We start from the raw sequence: 18,543 nt of genomic DNA, 5'->3' as shown, positions 1-18,543 counted from the left end.
TTAGCGATTTTTTACATGAAGTTTTCGACGATTTTCGTAATAAAAAGAAGATATCGATCGGTTTATCAGTTTACTTAGATAAATAGAAGATGCGTTGAAAGTTTAAAAACAGTGCCGCCGCAAGTTATGCTTTGTGGGGAATGGAGGCCTTCTATAAAAATATGATGCGCCCGAATAGAAACATTCCGAATTCCACCTGAAATGTGGTACAATAGACCTAAAATCAAATCGGTAGGCAAAGGGGCTTGAAATACACGCATGGAACAGATAAAAAAGAACGACCGGATCGAGTTGGAAATTACCGGATATACGGCGGAGGGAAGCGGCGTGGGCCGTTGGCAGGGAATGGCGGTTTTTGTACCGATGACAGCCGTTGGAGACCGCTTGGAAACGCGTGTGTTAAAGGTGGCCAAGACCCACGCGTTTGGAAAAATAGAACAGATTTTACAGCCTTCCCCGGAGCGGGTCGCGCCGGACTGTGCATATTTCTCCCAGTGCGGCGGGTGCGTCTATCGCCATCTTTCCTATGACGCGGAACTGCGCGCCAAGCAGCAGCGCGTCAAGGATGCGGTCACGCGCATCGGCGGCTTTCCGGACCTGCCGGTCCGGGAAATTCTGGGCGCGGAGCAGTCGGACGGCTACCGCAACAAGGCGCAGCTGCCGATCGGCAGGGGGCCGGACGGAGAAATTGTCCTGGGCTTCTATGCAAATCACAGTCACCGAATCGTCAGCTGCGATCAATGCCGCTTGCAGCCGCCCGCCTTCGCGGCAGCGATGGATGCATTCCGCGAGTGGGCGCGGCTGAGCGGGGACGAGCCTTACGACGAACAGACGGGCAAGGGCCGCCTGCGCCACCTGTACCTGCGCCAGGCCGACGCGACCGGCGAGGTGATGGTCTGCGTGGTGGTCAACGGGAACGGCGTGCATAAGGAACCGGAACTGGTCGAAATGCTGCGAAAAAAGGTTCCCGGACTGAAAAGCGTGGTGATCAACAGCAACCGCGAGCGGACCAATGTGGTGCTGGGCAAAAAGAATCGCGTGGTTTGGGGGCAGGACCATATTACGGACCGCCTCTGCGGGCTGGAATTTCATATTTCGCCGCTGTCCTTTTATCAGGTGAACCGTACACAGGCGGAGCGATTGTATCAGAAGGCGGCGGAATACGCGGGCCTGACCGGGAAAGAGACGCTGCTGGACCTCTACTGCGGCACGGGCACCATCGGCTTGTCCATGGCGGGAAGCGCCGGGCGTGTGATCGGCGTGGAGGTGGTGGCGCAGGCGGTGGAAGACGCGCGGGAGAACGCGGTGCGCAATGGAATCAAAAACGCGGAATTCTTCTGCGGGGATGCGGCGGAAGCCGCCGCAAAGCTGCGTGCCCGGGGAGAAAAGCCGGATGTGGTGATCCTGGACCCGCCGCGCAAGGGGTGTGCGCCGGAGCTGTTGGAAACCGTGGCGCAGATGCAGCCGCAGCGCGTCGTGTATGTGTCCTGCGATCCCGCCACGCTAGCAAGGGATTTGAAGCGCCTCGCGGAGCTGGGGTATGAGCCGCAGGAGTTGACGCCGGTGGATATGTTCCCAAGGACGGCGCATGTGGAAAGTGTGGTTTTTTTAATAAGTTAAAGGAATATAGATAACAAAAATCAGTCATCTGCAAAACATTGTAAAAAGAAACTGGAGGACCCAATATGAAACTGCTTTTTAAACAGCGCTTATTTTCCTGGTTTGACAGCTACGACATTTACGACGAAAACGGAAAGACCGTCTACACCGTGGAAGGGAAGCTCAGCTGGGGCCATCTGCTGGAAATCCACGACGCGCTTGGGCTCCATGTGGGAACCGTGAAGGAAGAGGTGTTCTCGCTTCTGCCGCGCTTTGCGCTCTATATACAGGACCGGAAAATCGGAAAGATCGAAAAGGAGTTGACCTTCTTCAAACCGTCCTTTACCCTGGACTGCAACGGCTGGAGCGTAAAAGGCGATATTCTGGAGTGGGACTATCAGGTCGCTGCGCCGGGCGGAAGGCTGGTGATGCAGGCCAGCAAGGAGGTCTGGAACTGGACGGATACATATACGCTTTCCATTGAACGGGAAGAGGACGCACTGCTTTGCCTGATGATCGTGCTGGCAATTGACGCCGCCAAGTGCTCCAGAGGAAACGGATAAGCTGCCCTTCCGATTGGGGAAGGAAGGCGGGAATCGAGAGGGAAAGAGGGAACAGGGGATTGGTATCATGAAATTAAATGGATTTGCAGGAAATATGTGCCGAAGAAGCGCGGACTACTTCACCCGTTACCGAGCGGAAATTACCCAAAACAATTTTATTATTTTGCGCAAAGCGAGTATCATCTACTTGCTTTTGCTCACGTTTTACGCGGTGCTGTCCACGTTTATGTTCCGGAGCACCACACTGTTCATCTGCTATGCTGTCTTTTGGGTGCTGACGGTTGCGTTTGTCATTGTGGCGCGGAATTGTTACATAAAGCACAGGAAATCTTGCCGCGCGATGCAAACGCTCTGTATGCTGTTCATCGTGCTGGTGATGGCGTTTATCATTGTCATCAGCGTGTTTCCGTATCCTGCCAATCCGTCCATCTTTTTTCCCATCATGTATCTGGTCATGACGGTTCTCTTTGTCTTTCCGATGTGGAAGACAAACCTGCTGCTGTCGGCAATTGAGGCGGTGTTTGTGGTACTGGTTCTGCTGTTTAAAACGCCGGACGGGTATGCGTATGATATTTTTGCTTCGGTGACAGCCTGGCTGATTGGATTTGCCTTTACGTATCTCGTTCTGGACCTGCGCCTGCGGGAAAACGACGTCCGCCGTGAGCTGGAGCGGATCAGCCTGATCGACGAGATCACAGGGCTGTCAAACCGGCGCGACTTCAACCAGTACATTGCGCAGACGTATGCGGAGTGCCGGCGGAAAAAACAGCCGATCGCCCTTTTTATGATGGACATCGACCATTTTAAAGCTTACAACGACGATTATGGGCATCTGGCCGGAGATGCCTGCCTTTCCCTGCTGGGGCAGGCACTGCATGATGCCTTTGCGGAAAACGAGATATACGTTTCCCGTTATGGGGGAGAAGAGTTCACGTTGGTCCTCGTGGGCCGGCAGGTCAGGCAGACGGAACAGGTTGTGAAAGAAATCATGGACTGTGTGCGGCAGTGCGCAATTGAACGGAAAGGAAGCGCCACAGGTTACCTTACCATCAGCATTGGCGTGGCGCAGGAAGCCTGTCCGCAGAAAGAATCCTATATCAATTTGATCCAGCAGGCGGACACCGCACTGTATGATGCCAAGGAGAATGGGCGCAACCGGGCGGCGTATTATCATGAAGAAATGGGCTTGAAGAAGAAAACAGCATCGTCTGTTGTGGGGTTGCAGGAATGAAAGAACATCAAAGTGGTCGTTGGCAGGCGGTTTACCGCCGGCTGGAAGAAAATAAAATCCTGCTGTCCATCCGGCAGGGCATGATGCTGGCGGTCCCGTTGATTATGACGGGGGCTGTTGCTTTGCTGCTGCTCAGCATTCCGATCCCGGCCTATCAGAACCTGCTGTCCACTCTGTTTGGCGGGGCAGTCCGCCAGTTCCTCTCCACTGTGCAGGGGGCAACCCTGGGGATGATTTCATTCGTGATTCTGGTGACCACCAGCATCAGCTATGAATCGCTGAGCCGCCTGCCCTACCGCGGCGTCGTGCCAATGGTCAGCCTCTGCTCCTATGTAGCCTTTACGGCCGGCGGCGACCAACAGATGGTGTTTACCATCTTTGAAAGCACCTGGCTGTTCCACGCGATTTTCTGCGGCGTGGTTTCATCCGCCGCGTTCGTCTGGCTGAAGGGCCGCCTGCCGGAGGGCGGGCGGATTTACACGGACGGGGAAGACGACCTGTTCCAGTACGCGCTGCATTCGGTCGTTCCTGCGGCGGCGGTGATCGCCGCCTTTGCGTTGTGCAACCGCCTGCTGATGAGCGTATTCGGCACGTCGAATATTCAGACGTTATTCTGGGAGTCGGGCAACCGCGTATTTGACCATTTGGGCCGAAATCTGGGAAGCGGCCTGCTGTTTCTGCTTTTGATGCATCTAATGTGGTTTTTCGGCATTCATGGCAGCAACGTTCTGGACGACGTGGCAAGAAACGTGTTCAATGCCGGCTTGGACGTCAACACGCAGCTGGTCGCTGCCGGGCAGGCGCCGACCGAGGTGATTAGCAAGCCGTTCTTTGACACCTTTGCGCTATTCGGCGGGTGCGGCGCACTGCTTTGCCTGATCCTGGCGATCCTGCTGGCGGAGCGCCGGACCAATATCCGGCGGCTGACCAAAGCGGCCTTTCTGCCCGCGCTGTTCAATATGAACGAACTGATGATTTTCGGCCTGCCGATTGTGCTGAATCCGGTCTACCTGATCCCGTTTGTCGGCGCGCCTATGCTGTTGGCAGCAATCAGCTATTTTGCGACGGTATGGGGATTTGTGCCTTATGTTACGCACGCTGTCGAGTGGACTACGCCCATCTTCCTGAGCGGCTATGTGGCAACCGGTTCCGTGGCGGGCAGCCTGCTGCAGCTTTTTAATTTGGCGGTCGGAACAGCCGTCTATTTTCCCTTTGTGCGGCTGGCGCAAAAGCTGCACCACCGGAACCGCGAGGAAAACATCAGCCGTTTGGCGGATGAGGTCCGGGCGATGGAGCAGCACGGCCAGCGCCAGCCGCTGACGGCCCGTACCGATCTGCTGGGTATGACGGCGAAAGGTTTGGCGGGGGACCTGCGGCGCGCGATCCGTGCCGGACAGGTGCAGCTGCACTATCAGCCCCAAGTGAACCGGGACGGCGTCATTGTCGGCGCGGAGGCGCTTCTGCGCTGGCACCGGGAGAACGGGCAGTGCTTTTATCCACCGCTGGTGATTGCCATTGCGGAGGAAACCGGACAAATGGAAGATCTGGGCAGTTTCATCATCCAGCAGGCCTGCGCCGACTTGGAAGAATTGACCTGCCTGTTCGGCAACGGCATGGAAATTTCCATCAACCTCACGGCGGGACAGATTTCCGACGGCAACGTGCTGCAGGAAATCCGGGATAAGATCAGCGCCCACCGTTTTAAAGGAAAACAGCTGGGACTGGAACTGACGGAGCAGACTGCCCTGCAAATTTCCCCCGAAATCAGTGAACAGCTCCAGAGCATGCGCGGCCTTGGCATGCAGGTCATTATGGATGACTTTGGTATGGGACACAGCTCCATGATGTACCTGCGGGAGAACCAATTCGATGTAGTCAAGCTGGATGGCAGCCTGGTGCGGGATGTGCTGACCAACAAGCGCAGCCGGGATATCATTTCCTCCATCATCTATTTGGCGGAATCGCTGGAATTCCAGGTGATCGCGGAGTTTGTGGAGACGGAGGAACAGCGCGCCGTACTGGAAGAGCTGGGATGCGTCTTCTACCAGGGATATCTGTTCAGCAAGCCGGTGCCGTTTGAAGATTTGATCAAGCTGGTCGCTAAGAACCGCAACGGGATCGAACAAGACCATCGGGAAAAGGAATAAAAATGGCTATGGAATGGATACAGAAAGAAAATTGTTTGGACGCATATCTGCGTCCCAGCCGCCGCATCGATTTTGCCGATCCGCTGATACAGAAGCGGGCGGAATCGCTGTTCCGGGACTGCGGCGGCGAACTGGAAAAAATCAATGCCGCATTCCTGTTTGTGCGTGATGAAATTCCGCATTCCGGCGATATTAAGAGCAGCCGTGTCGCGCGCACCGCATCGGAAGCGCTGCGGTACCGGGAGGGCATCTGCTATGCGAAATCCGCGTTACTGGCTGCGCTGCTGCGCAGTGCCGGAATTCCAGCGGGGATCTGTTACCAGCGGCTGACGCTGGGCGACACACCTGACGAAGGGTACTGCATCCACGCGCTGAACGCGGTATATCTCTCCGAATGGGACCGCTGGGTGCGGTTGGACGCGCGCGGCAATACGGGTACAAAAAATGCACAGTTTGATATGAACGATCCGCTGCGGGAACAAGTCGCATTTCCCGTGCGGACGGAATACGGCGAAAAAGACTATCCGGAAATCTATGCGGAGCCGCTGCCCGCTGTGATGCAGACATTGGAACGGTACGAGGACTGCCGCGAGATGCTTGCGCACGGTCTGCCGCAGTCGCTCGATGAAAAGCCCCTTATTATTTTGGAAACAGACCGCTTGCGCCTAAGGGAGATGCGGGAAGAGGACCTGCCGGACCTGCGGGAAATCTTACAGGACAAAGAGGTGATGACCGCTTACGAACACGCTTTCAGCGAGCAGGAAGTGCGCGATTGGCTGGAGAACCAGCAGCGCCGCTACCGGAAAGATGGATTCGGTCTGTGGGCGGTTGTGCATAAGCAGACGGGGGAAATGATCGGACAGGCCGGCCTGACCATGCAGGATGCGGGCGGAAAACAGGTGCTTGAAGTCGGCTATCTGTTAAAGAAATCGTTTTGGCATAACGGGTATGCGACGGAAGCTGCCGTTGCCTGTAAGCGCTATGCGTTTGAAACGCTGCGGGCAAAAGAGGTGTATTCTATCATCCGGGACAGCAATTTTGCTTCCCAGGCAGTGGCAAGGAGAAACGGAATGCGGCCGGTCGGTCATATCGTCAAGCAGTATTATCACATGGACATGCCGCATCTGCTCTTCCGAGCGGAGCGGAAAAATTAGTGCTGTGGACGGATGATAGATAACAGGTCATATGATTTTGACAAAGTTAGACAAAGCATGACAAATTATTTTCCATATTTCACCTTTTTACATGACAATAAATTCCTGTTGCCTTATCATTAAATAGTATGGACAGCCCGGCAAACAGCCGGGAGAATGATGAAAGGGTGGGATATTTTATGAAAGGTATGAAAAAATGGCTGGCTCTGCTGCTGACGCTGGCAATGGTGTGCTCCTGCGGTTTGACGGCGTTTGCCGCGTCGGGTGGGCGCAATGCCAGCGCGACGTTCCGGGTGACGGATCCAAGCGGAAAGACCAGCTCCGGCACAATTAATTTTGCGCGCGGCGAAAGCTTTACCATCGGCTACACCTGGGGAAAGGATCCAAACTATAAGTACAAGGACTGCTGGGTGCTGACGATCAACGGCGCGCAGATCGGCCAGCGCTATGGAAAGTACACCTTCATGAAGGTTGGCGGCGTGGACGGCGTCGATCCGCTGAAGGGAAACCTGTCTCAGGCGACCATTCTCTATGAAGGAAGCAGCACCAGCGGGACCGCTCCCTCCGTTATTTACGCGGCGCAGGACTGCACTCCTGCCGGGACAATCACTTATTCCGGCTACGGCTGGCAGGGCGGTTCCACGCTGAATTTCAATCGGGCCCCCGCTCCGACCGAATATGCGCTGACCTACAGCGCAAACGGCAGCGCGGTGACAAACCTGCCGGCAAACGGCGTCTATACGGCTGGCAAAACCGTTGTGATTCCCAGTCAGAAACCGGTGCGCACGGGCTATACCTTCCTGAACTGGCTGGATGCGGCAGGGAATAGAACCTACAATCCGGGTGACAGTTTTGCCATGCCGGAGCGTTCTGTGACGCTGTCCGCGCAATGGAAAGAGAATACTACCACGCCGGACGAGTGGCAGCGCGATACAAACCGGACGTTTACTGTGACCGATATGGACGGAAAACAGACCACGCAAACGATCTTCTTTAACAGCAAAGAATCCTTTACCATCGGCTACACTTGGGGCAAAGATCCGCTGAACCAAATGAAGGAATGCTGGGTGTTAACCATCAACGGCGCGCCCGTCAGCCAGGACGCTTCAGGAAAATATGCGTTCTACAAGGTGGATGGCGTCAATCTGACCAATACCGCGGGCTATGCGGGTCCGCCCACCAGGGCGACGATCAGTTATGAGGGCAGCCGGGTGGCGGGCATTGGTCCGTCTGTCATCTATGCCCCGCAGGACTGTGTGCCAAACCGTGTGCTGACCTACGCCAATTTGTCCGGCAATTTGTGGGAAGGCATCCAGTTTCTCAGCACAAAACAATCGTACGATGTTTTGTTTGACGGCAACGCGGATGGCGACACCGTGACCGGCATGCCGGAGAATACCACCTGTGTTGAAGAGGAAACCTTCGCCATCCCTGCCGGGGAACCCAGCCGCGACGGCTACCGCTTCCTTGGCTGGAAGGGTGCGGATGGTGTGGTTTACCGCGCGGGAACAGAGAAGGACAGCTTTACCATGCCGGGCGAGGCCGTGACGCTGTCCGCCCAGTGGGAAAAGATCGTAACCGTTTCCGGTACCGTTGTTTTGAACGGCGTAGCGCTTGCAAACTGCCCGTTGGTCCTGAAGAATCTGGACACGGACGACACGTTGAAGTTGATGACGGACGCGGATGGGAAATTTACATCTGGTGATTTAAGCAGTGGAAAATACCGCCTGTATATTGCACAGAACGACGACCATTACGGCTATTTTGCCGATTTTAATGTAAATGGTATTGTGACGCACGATGTTGCGCTGGAATCCAAGACGGCGACTCCGGCGGCGAATCCGGTATTAAAAGGAACGGTGACCACGTCCAACAGTGCGCCGGCGGCAAATTATTCCCTCTCCCTGCGGAACTTGGGAACGAATGAGGCGTTTTCGGTCCATACAGATGCGGATGGACATTATGAGCTGGAGACGATTCCGTTGGGTACCTACCGCATCTACATCGGGGCGAAAAACGGCAATGCGGCGTACAGTGCGACTTTCCAAGTCAATGCGTTAGGAACGGAGCACAATGTGGCGTTGAAGGCTGCATAAAGGAAGAATGGAAAAAGAATATGGGACGCTCTCCTTCGGGAGGGCGTCTTTTTATATGCTGTAAAGGTCTGGCTTTTTACAGGAATCCCGGCTATAATATACGATACAACAAGTTAATTGCTTGTGATCTTGACGATAAACAGGCTATGACGGAAGAAATAAGACGTACGTTGTCACTGGCGGCATTTTGGCGTTTGGGGGCGGTTCCTGAATGAGTGAGGCCAGTTTGCCGCCGGAAAGAATGCGATCAAAGAGATAAGGAGTTTCTTTATGGAACAGGATAAAAAGCGGCAGGAGCCGGAGCGCAACACGAATCCCTGCCCGCTGTACCGCAAATGCGGTGGATGCCAGCTGCAAAATATGTCGTACCCGCGCCAGCTGCACTGGAAACAGGAGCGCGTGGAAAAGCTTTTGGGGAACTTTCATACGGTCAGTCCCATCATCGGAATGGAAAACCCGTACCACTATCGCAACAAAGTGCAGGCGGCATTTGCGTTGGACCGGAGCAGAAAAATCATCTCCGGTGTATATCAGGCCAGCACACACCGCGTCGTGCCCGTGGAAAGCTGCATGATTGAGGATAAGACAGCCGACCGCATCGTCCTCACCATCCGGAAGCTGATGAAGGATTTCCGCATGGAACCGTACAATGAGGATACCGGACGCGGATTGGTGCGGCATGTACTGGTCAAGCGCGGATTTGCCAGCGGGCAGGTCATGGTGGTGCTGGTGACTGCGTCCCCTATTTTGCCTGCCAAGAACAACTTTGTCAAAGCGCTGCGAAAGGTGCATCCGGAAATAACCACGATTTTGCAGAATGTCAACAACCGCGCCACCAGCATGGTGCTGGGCGAGGCGGAAAAGGTTCTTTATGGCCCGGGCTATATTGAGGAGACGCTCTGCGGATGTGTTTTTCGCATCTCCGCAAAATCCTTTTACCAGATCAATCCGATTCAAACGGAAGTGCTTTACCAAAAAGCCATTGAAATGGCGGGCCTGACGGGAAAGGAAACCGTAATTGACGCCTACTGTGGCACGGGGACCATCGGCCTGATCGCAAGCAAACAGGCGGGCAATGTCATCGGTGTGGAGCTGAACCGCGACGCGGTCCGGGATGCAATTGTCAACGCGAAGAACAACAAAATAAAAAACGCCTATTTCTACTGTGCCGACGCGGGCGAATTTATGTCCGCCATGGCGGACGAGGGCGAAACGGCGGACGTTGTGCTGATGGACCCGCCGCGCGCCGGCAGCGATGAGAAATTTTTGACCTCTTTGGCGGCGCTCGCGCCCAGACGAGTGGTGTATATCTCCTGCAATCCGGAAACGCAGCAGCGCGATTTGGAATTCCTGGTCCGCGCGGGGTACCGCGTGGAGGCGATCCAGCCGGTGGATATGTTCCCGCATACGAACCATGTGGAGACGGTCGTGCAATTGGAACGTTCTTTGAAGTAATCCGTCAATGGAGACGGTGCCGCGATTGGGGGTGGGATTATTAATTTATTGTCGTTTATCGCCACAGTGGGGGCGGTCTATTTTGGAATGCTGATTTACCAGCGGGTTACGGTCAGCAAAACGGACAAGCTCAACGTTTGGACCATTTTGGTGCTGGCAAGCCTGGCGTGGTGGAACCTGTGCGATGCGTTTTTCTATGTGGCGCAGACCAAAGAAACCGCCTGGTTCTGGCATCGTCTGGGCGCACCCGGCTGGTGCGGATTTATCGCAATCACCGCATGGTATTTCATGGTCATGATGGGGGCCGATCAAAAACTGAAAGCGCCGGTCAAACTCATCTGGTGGATTCCGCCGCTGTTCCTGGTGCTGCGGTTTTTGCTGGCAAGCCCCACGGCCTTTGCAGAGGATTTGGTGCAGAGTGCCAGCGGGTTGGGCTGGACCTACGTGCAGCGCTATCAGACCGTATGGCCCTTTGTCTTTTTGGCCTATCTGGTATTGTATATGGGAGGTGCGCTGCTTTGCCTGTACCGCTGGCAAAAAAGGGTACAGAGCCGCAGCAGAAGACGCCTGGCAAAAGGCTTCATTGTTCTGGATTCCTTTGTGGTTGCACTGGGCTTTGTGTCGATCTTCGTATTGCCGTATTTTACTTCGTATCTCCCGCCCGCGGGTTGTATCGCCACCCTGATTTTCGGAATCTGGTACTGGGGCTGGCTGCGCGACTACGATTTTCTCCATGTGGAGCTGGCCCTGAATCCCGGTTATCTGCTGGAAAGCTGCATTGACGCCATGGTCGTGATGGATGAGGAATGCCTTCTTCTCTACGTCAATACGGAGGCACAGAAGCTGCTGGGGGCAGACTGGCGGGAAGGCGCGGGGTTCCTGGAATATCTGGTTCCGGAAAGCCGCGGGCAGCTGGAGGCGTTTCTTGCTTCCGGGAGCAGTAAAAGTGCCCCGTTAAATCTGGAGCTGCAAAACGGATTCCCGGTACTCTGTTCTGTCAGCCGGCTTGCGTCCCGGAAGCGGGGGCTGAATGTGTGCATCCTGTGTATGAATGAAGTAAGCGAATTAAAAAATACGCAGAGACGGCTGGACTACCTGGCCCACTATGACGATCTGACCGGGCTTTACAACCGGCGCTGCCTGAGCAAGGTGCTGGAGGAATGGGCGGATCGGGCGCGAAACGGCGGAGAGGATTTTGAACTGCTGTTTCTGGATCTGTCCGGGTTTAAACGGATCAACGATACCTTTGGGCATAAGGCGGGGGACGCCGCGCTGGTTGCGGTCGCGCGGGCCATGCGCGCCGCAATGGAACCGGCGGACGTTCTGGCCCGGCTGGCCGGGGACGAGTTCGTGGTGCTGCATAAAGCCGACGGCGGGAATGTGGAAGCCCCGTTGTATCAGGCGGTGCAAAGTATCGACAGCGCGTTATTCGCTCCCGGGATGAAGATGGATGTCGATATCGGCAAATGTCTTTTTTCGGAGGCGGGGAATGTGGAAACCCTGCTGCAGCTTGCGGATGCCAGAATGTATGGGCGCAAACAGGCGCGAAAAATCTGACAGTCTCCGGTTTTTAGAAAAGATACCATCTCTGTGGGTGGTAAGATTTGAACTACATAGGGGAGTTTTTATGACGCCGCAGCTGAAAAATATTCTTGCCATGGCCGCGTTTGGCACCATCGCCATCTTTGTGCGGGGCGTCGCGCTCCCGTCGATGGAAATTGCGTTCTGGCGCGGAGTGATTGCACTGGCAGTTCTCTGGCTGATCCGTACCTTGCTTTATAAAAAGAATCCTGCGTGCATATCCGCCCGGCAGAAGGCGCTGCTGTTCCTTTCTGGCATGGCGGTGGGACTGAACTGGGCGCTGCTGTTTATGGCGTACGAGCATACCAGCGTGGCGGTGGCCACGCTGGCTTACTATTTTGCGCCGGTGCTGGTGATTGTACTGACGCCGCTGTTGTTCCGGGAAAGGATGACGCTGTTCCAGATTTTCTGCTTTGCCATGGCGACGCTGGGTCTGGTGCTGGTCATCGGCACGGGAAGCGCCGGCGGCAGCGACAATCTGCGCGGTATTTTATATGGGCTGGGCGCGGCGTCTTTTTATGCCGGCGTCGTCCTGATGAATAAGTTTGTCCGGGAGGGCGACGGGCTGGAACGCACCATGCTCCAGTTTGCGGGGGCGGTCACCTTGCTGTTTGTGATCCTGCTGTTTCGCGGCGGTTTCCAAATTGGTGCGGCGTCCGTCTCCAGTATTGTAAATTTGCTGATCATCGGCGTTTTTCACACGGGGCTTTGCTACTGGCTGTATTTTTCCTCCATTAAGGACCTGCCGGGGCAGCAGACCGCTATTTTGAGCTATGTCGACCCGTTTGTTGCCATCCTGGTTTCCACGCTGTTTTTCCGGGAGCCAATTCTCCCGGCGCAGGCGGTGGGCGCGGTCCTGATCCTGGGCTTTACCTGTTTCAACCAGGCTGCCGGGGGCCGATGGAAGCGCGGGCCAAAGGAACGAACATAATCCTTTCCATGGGATTGTTCTGGAGCAAACCTTTTGTATAGATGAACCATATGTGTGATCGGGCGGACAAAGCGGGGCGGGAGGAAATGCCGCCCCGCTGTTTTTCCCGCTTGTTTTTCAGAAAGTGTGCTATAATGGTATCCAAAAAGCGAAAAGGATTTATAATACCATGCGAGTGCTGATTTTATCCTGTAATACCGGCGAGGGACACAACGCAGCCGGGAAAGCGGTTCTGGAATGCGTCCGTGCGCGGGGACATGAAGCCGTCATGACGGATGTCATGCTGTTGGCGGGAAAACGCGCCTCCAAGGCGGTGGGCGGTGTTTATGTGGAGATGGTCAAGCATGTACCCGGCCTGTTCCACGCGCTGTACCGCGCGGGCGATTTGATAAGCTCCGCCAAGCGGAAATCCCCGGTCTACTATGCCAATACGCTGCTCTGCAAGCCGCTGCAGCGGTACTTGGCGCAACATACATTTGATGTGATCGTGACGCCGCACCTGTTTGCCGCGGAGGCGCTGACCTGTTTAAAACGCAGAAATCTGCTGCGGCAGCCCGTTGTAGCGGTGACGACGGATTACACCTGTATTCCCTTTTGGGAGGAGACGGACTGCGACTTTTATATTCTGCCGCATGGCGACCTGACGGAGGAATACGTGCAAAAGGGGCTGCCGCGGGAGAAGCTGCTCCCGCTGGGCATTCCCGTGCGTGCGGCGTTCCTGTGCAAAAAAGAGAAATCGCAGGTCAAACGAAGCCTTGGCTTGCCACTGGACCGCCCTGCGATGCTGGTGATGAACGGCAGCATGGGCTTTGGTAAAATGCCCGCGTTTGCTCAGGCGCTTGCGCGGGCGAGCCACGGCGCGGAGGATATTGTTATCATCTGCGGCAGCAACGACCGGCTGAAGGCGGCGCTGCGGGAACAGTTTTATGAAAACCCGCGCGTTCATATTTTGGGATACACGGAGCAGGTTGCGGATTATATGGACGCCTGCGACGTGGTTTTTACCAAGCCGGGGGGCCTTTCCAGCACAGAGGCGGCGGTCAAACAAATTCCCATTGTGCATACCGCGCCGATTCCGGGCTGTGAGACAAGGAACCTGGCGTTTTTTACCAGCCGCGGCATGTCTGTGACAGCGGAACATTTTCAGGAACAGATTGCACTGGGGCGCAAACTGGCGTGGCAGGCGGACCGGCGGGAACGGATGCTGGCGGCGCAGCGGGAATATTGTTCACCGGAAGCGCCGGAAAAGCTCTTCCATCTGCTGCTGTGCTTAAGTGGAGAGGATATCGAGTGAAAATTCTGTTTTGGATTGTAATCGGCTATTTATCCGGCAGTGTCCTGTATGGATACCTGCTGCCAAAATATCTTTGCCATGTGGATGTGACGGAATGCAGCCGCGACGGGAACCCCGGGACGGCCAACGCGTTTCTGCACGCCGGGGTTCCCGTGGGGATCGCATCGCTGCTGTTGGAGCTGGGCAAGGGCTTTGTCCCGGTCTTTTTTGCGGCAAGGGTTCTGGATGTGTACCAGCCGCTGTTTGGGCTGGTCATGGCGGCGCCGGTGCTGGGCCACGCGTTCCCGTGGTGGAAACGGGAACACGGAGGAAAGGCCATTGCCGTTTCGTTCGGTGTGCTGCTGGGGCTTGCTCCGGAGTGGAGGCCCGTGCTGCTGCTGGCGTTTTTTTACCTGCTGTTTTCCCTTGTCGTTGTGATCACACCGCATTTTTACCGTTCGGTTGTCACCTTTGCGCTGTTCAGCATCTGCTGCATGCAATTGGTGGAGAATCGTGCAATTGTAAGCGGCTGTATCCTGCTTTCCGCCGTCGTGGTGTGGAAGCACTTTGCGCGGTATCAGGGCGAGCGGTTTGGAATCCGCTCCCCATTTCGCAGGCGGATCTCCTGATCTGCGGCACGGTGCGAATGGGATCAATTTAAATGAAAAGATATCAGAAACAAAATTGAGATTTGTTAAGAGCTATAGTATAATAAATATTCAGGATGCGACAGAAACCGACCGCGGAAAACGGTTCGGTAACAGATGGGAGTGGACAATATGGAGCGGAACGACCGGGACGGGGAAGCGGTCCGGGAAATGCATACGCACCTGAACAGCCTGAAACCTTTTTTAGTCGGCGTAAAACCGCTTTCGGAAAGCGTGAAATATCTGACGGATTTTGCCCGCCGTTTCGCTCCGGTTTGCTGTCTGGCGCTGGTGCGCCTGTCCGCCCGGAAAACCGTGCTGGAAGGCGCTGCCTGTAAGGATGCGGCCAACTGTGGGGAGGGCGCGTTTCAAAAGCTGGTGGAGGTATGCCTGCCGCGTCTGATTGAAATCGATCAATCCGGCGGGCAAATCGAGGACGAGGAATTGGAACATATGCTGTTTGGTTCCGAAGAAGCCCCCATTTTTCCGTCCATGCTTCCGGTGAGAGACGATGGAGTGTTAACCGGCTTCCTTTTTGTGGGGAAGGAAGCGGCGCGCGGCCCGTGGACTGCGCGGGAAAAAGAGTGCCTTGCACCGCTGTCGACGCTGGTTGGGATCTCCTTTGCGAACCGGCAGTTTAACGAGGAATACCGGATGCAGAACTGCGCGTTTAACGCCATTATGGACAGCATGCGTGCGAACCTGTATGTGACGGATATCCAGACGGACCAGATCTTGTTTATGAACAAAACCATGAAGGATGCATTCCACTTGGAAAACCCGGAGGGCAAGACCTGCTGGCAGGTCCTGCAGAAGGGGATGGCGGGCCGGTGCCCGTTCTGCCCGGTGGAAACGCTGCGATCCGGCATGGAGGATACGCCGTTTACCGTTTGGGAAGAATGTAATACGCTGAATGGGCATACTTACCAGAATTACGACAGCCTGATGCGCTGGATCGACGGTTCTCTGGTGCATTTTCAGCAGTCCATCGATATTACGGAATCCAAAAAGCTGAGTTGGGCCGCCAGCATGGACGACCTGACCAATCTGCTCAACCGCCGTGCGGGCAAGGAAGCGCTGCGCGGTATGCTGAGCCGGGCGATCCGGGAAAGCGTCCCGGTGGCGGTTTGCCTGTTTGACGTCAACGGGCTGAAAGAGGTCAACGACCTGTACGGCCACGCGGAGGGCGACGCGATGCTGGGCCGTGTGGCGCGGGAATTCCGGGCGTGTATCCGGCCATCGGACCTGCTGCTCCGCCTGAGCGGCGACGAGTTTGTCATGGCCTGCTGGGATTTAGGGGAAAAGGATACCGGCAGAATTGTGGACGACGTGCGGGTCCGCCTGGCACAAGAGGATCGACAGTGCGGCAGGCCGTACTGCACGGAATTCTGCTGCGGTATTTTTGAAACCGCGCCGGACAACGGTATGAGCATGAAGGAAATCCTCGCGGAAGCGGACAGCCGCATGTATGAACAGAAGCGGCGCTCCCATATTGAAAGGGCCGAACGTTCCCGCTGGCTGCGTAAAGAACCCCGGACGGAGCCGGAACCCTTTTCTTTCGATCGGGAATATTTATACGACGCGCTGGTGAAGAGTACGGATGATTATATCTATCTTTGCAATATGCAGGACAGCGAAGGGACGTTTTTATATCCAAAAGCCATGGTGGAGGAATTTGCCCTGCCGGGGGAGGTAGTTCCCAATGCGGCCGCCGTCTGGGGAGAAAAGGTGCATCCGGACGACAAAAAAATTTTTGTGCAGTCAAATCAGGAGATTGTCGACGGACGTTCCAATTCCCATTATGTGGAATACCGCGCGTGCAACCGCAATGGGGAATGGGTCTGGCTGCGCTGCCGCGGACATGTGGAGCGGGACGCAGGCGGAAAACCCCGCCTGTTTGCGGGAATGATCACCAATTTGGGAAAGAAAAACCGGCTGGATCATGTGACCGGCCTGTACAATAAATATGAGTTTGAGCAGGAGGCGACCAACGCCCTTGCGGAGCGGCCCGGTCAAAGCCTGACGGTCATGATCCTTGGTTTGGATGAATTTCAGCATATTAACGACCTGTACAATCGCCGGTTCGGTGACGAGGTTCTCCGCATTATCGCGCAGAAGATTCAAAGTCTGGTATCGAACAGTGCAAAGGTTTACCGGCTGGATGGTGACGCCTTCTGCGTGCTGATCGACGGGAGTCCGGAACAGGCAAAGGAAATTTATAGGAAAATCCACCGGTATTTTTCCCATCAACAGGAGCATGAGGGGAAGAAGTATTTTTGCACACTGTCTGCCGGGTGTGCCTCCTATCCGGAGAATGCGTCCAACTATCAGGACCTCTATAAATTTGCGGAATACGCAATGGAATCCGCAAAGAGGAAGGGCAAAAACCGCATGGAAATCTTCTCCAGACAAACGCTGCTGCATCGGGAACGTTCCCTGGAACTGACGGAGCTGCTGCGCGAAAGCGTGGAGAACCATTTTGAGGGCTTTGAAATGCATTATCAGCCGGTGGTCAACGCGGACAGCCGTACCCTGTATGGGGCGGAGGCACTAGCTCGTTGGCACTGTGAGAAGTACGGGCCGGTCGGCCCGGACGAGTTTATTCCCCTTTTGGAGGAAAGCGGCCTGATCCATCCGGTGGGACGCTGGATTTTTAAGGAGGCGCTGCGCGTATGCGCCGCCTGTGCCAAGGTGAATCCCGCGTTTGAAATGAGCATCAACCTCTCTTATCTCCAATTGTCCAAACCGGATTTTATCCCGTTTGCGGAGAAGGAACTGCGGGACTCCGGCGTGGATCCAAACCGGATCATTTTGGAGTTGACCGAAAGCTGTATCGTATCCAATATTGACGATCTGGCGGCGGATTTTGACAATATTCGCAAGCTGCATGTGCGCATCGCCATGGATGACTTTGGAACAGGTTATTCCTCGCTGGAGATTTTGAAGAAGAGTCCGGCGGACATTGTCAAGGTGGACCGCGCCTTCGTCAAGGATATCAGCAGCAGCCGCTTCGACGCCACCTTTATTGAGTTTATCGTGGCGCTGTGCCACGATGTCAACATTCAGGTTTGCCTGGAGGGCATCGAGCAGGAGGAAGAGTACGGCATTGTCAAAACGATGCATCTGGATTTTATGCAGGGATACCTGTTTGGAAAACCCGTGTGTGAGGCAAATTTTATGGATTTGCTTAGAAATACGAAATAAAAGTGAAAAAGCTTCGGCCTGCAAAACGCACAGGCCGAAGCTTTTTTTCGTCTGTTTGTGCAATTGTAAACGATTTGATAACTTTCTAACATTCTTCTTGACAATACCCGCGTTCTGTTTTAAACTAGCGATGCAATCGGTTAACCTGGTTAACCATTTATGATAAAAACGCATCCAGACAAAGAGGGGAAAAGATGGAACAGATTGGAAGAGAATTGTTCCGGTCCATGATGGGGCTGATGCAGAGCCTGAAGGACTTCAGCAGTGCCGGACCGGTGACCAAAAGCACGATGCTGCTGCTTTTTGTCATCCATCAGGAAGCGGAGCAAAATGTGCGGGAAAACGGCATCGAGGGCGTCACATCCTCTCATTTGAGCAGCACCATGGAGGTGACAAAGCCCGCGGTGAGCAAGGCGGTCAGCTGTTTGGAGGAGCGCGGCTTTGTGGAGCGCGTCAACGACGAGCTGGACCGGCGGCGCGTGTATATCCGCCTGACGCCGGAGGGCGAGCGGATTCTGGAAGAGGCCCGGCGGTCCATGCTGGCGCGGATCGACCGGATTGTTCAAAAGCTGGGGGAACAGGAGGCGCAGGAGTTTATCCGCCTGAGCCGGTCGTTTTCCCAAATCTGCCAGCAGATGCAGGAATCTGCCAACATATACTGA

The 18,543-nt window shown here is 55.1% G+C and carries 13 protein-coding genes; all 13 read left to right on the top strand.

Features of this window, described 5'->3' with window-relative positions:
• Nucleotides 1-258 precede the first annotated feature (258 nt).
• The 13 genes from rlmD (BN2106_RS13530) to BN2106_RS13465 all read left to right on the top strand — a co-directional run bounded on the left by rlmD (BN2106_RS13530) (nt 259) and on the right by BN2106_RS13465 (nt 18,543).
• A complete protein-coding gene (gene rlmD, locus BN2106_RS13530) occupies nt 259-1,620 on the top strand; it encodes a 23S rRNA (uracil(1939)-C(5))-methyltransferase RlmD (protein WP_050699093.1) in 1,362 nt (453 codons plus the stop codon).
• Nucleotides 1,621-1,685: 65 nt separating this feature from the next.
• Nucleotides 1,686-2,162, top strand: coding sequence for an LURP-one-related/scramblase family protein (locus BN2106_RS13525; RefSeq protein ID WP_050699092.1), 477 nt, complete (start codon nt 1,686-1,688; stop codon nt 2,160-2,162).
• A gap of 67 nt (nt 2,163-2,229) precedes the next feature.
• Nucleotides 2,230-3,393 carry a GGDEF domain-containing protein gene (locus BN2106_RS13520; RefSeq protein WP_050699091.1) on the top strand — a complete coding sequence of 388 codons (1,164 nt, stop codon included), beginning with the start codon at nt 2,230-2,232 and terminating at the stop codon, nt 3,391-3,393.
• Nucleotides 3,390-5,540, top strand: a complete 2,151-nt coding sequence (locus tag BN2106_RS13515; protein WP_050699090.1) for a PTS sugar transporter subunit IIC/EAL domain-containing protein — start codon at nt 3,390-3,392, stop codon at nt 5,538-5,540. The genes BN2106_RS13520 and BN2106_RS13515 overlap by 4 nt, the downstream gene beginning before the upstream one ends.
• Nucleotides 5,541-5,542: 2 nt before the next feature.
• The gene (locus tag BN2106_RS16830; protein WP_242846331.1) at nt 5,543-6,694 is read left to right on the top strand and encodes a GNAT family N-acetyltransferase; all 1,152 of its coding nucleotides are present in this window, start codon (nt 5,543-5,545) and stop codon (nt 6,692-6,694) included.
• 179 nt (nt 6,695-6,873) lie between these two features.
• Nucleotides 6,874-8,790, top strand: a complete 1,917-nt coding sequence (locus tag BN2106_RS13500; RefSeq protein WP_050699089.1) for an InlB B-repeat-containing protein — start codon at nt 6,874-6,876, stop codon at nt 8,788-8,790.
• A 270-nt stretch (nt 8,791-9,060) separates the two neighbouring features.
• Nucleotides 9,061-10,245 (top strand): 23S rRNA (uracil(1939)-C(5))-methyltransferase RlmD, encoded by a 1,185-nt coding sequence (gene rlmD, locus BN2106_RS13495; RefSeq protein ID WP_074017526.1) that lies wholly within the window; start codon nt 9,061-9,063, stop codon nt 10,243-10,245.
• An 87-nt stretch (nt 10,246-10,332) separates the two neighbouring features.
• A complete protein-coding gene (locus BN2106_RS13490) occupies nt 10,333-11,802 on the top strand; it encodes a histidine kinase N-terminal 7TM domain-containing diguanylate cyclase (protein ID WP_195891849.1) in 1,470 nt (489 codons plus the stop codon).
• A 70-nt stretch (nt 11,803-11,872) separates the two neighbouring features.
• Complete coding sequence (locus BN2106_RS13485) at nt 11,873-12,757, top strand: DMT family transporter (RefSeq protein ID WP_050699087.1); 885 nt, start codon at nt 11,873-11,875, stop codon at nt 12,755-12,757.
• Nucleotides 12,758-12,926: 169 nt separating this feature from the next.
• Complete coding sequence (locus BN2106_RS13480) at nt 12,927-14,051, top strand: MGDG synthase family glycosyltransferase (RefSeq protein ID WP_050699086.1); 1,125 nt, start codon at nt 12,927-12,929, stop codon at nt 14,049-14,051.
• Nucleotides 14,048-14,659, top strand: a complete 612-nt coding sequence (locus BN2106_RS13475) for a glycerol-3-phosphate acyltransferase (protein ID WP_050699085.1) — start codon at nt 14,048-14,050, stop codon at nt 14,657-14,659. The genes BN2106_RS13480 and BN2106_RS13475 overlap by 4 nt, the downstream gene beginning before the upstream one ends.
• A gap of 150 nt (nt 14,660-14,809) precedes the next feature.
• Entirely contained in the window at nt 14,810-17,881 is a 3,072-nt protein-coding gene (locus tag BN2106_RS13470) for a bifunctional diguanylate cyclase/phosphodiesterase (protein ID WP_082236510.1), read from the top strand.
• Nucleotides 17,882-18,075: 194 nt separating this feature from the next.
• Entirely contained in the window at nt 18,076-18,543 is a 468-nt protein-coding gene (locus BN2106_RS13465; RefSeq protein ID WP_050699084.1) for a MarR family winged helix-turn-helix transcriptional regulator, read from the top strand.

Source organism: Anaeromassilibacillus senegalensis, assembly GCF_001261775.1.
GTDB classification, from domain to species: Bacteria; Bacillota; Clostridia; order Oscillospirales; family Acutalibacteraceae; genus Anaeromassilibacillus; species Anaeromassilibacillus senegalensis.
The sequence above is the reverse complement of the archived record's forward strand: the minus strand, read 5'-3'. Positions and strand labels throughout refer to the sequence as shown.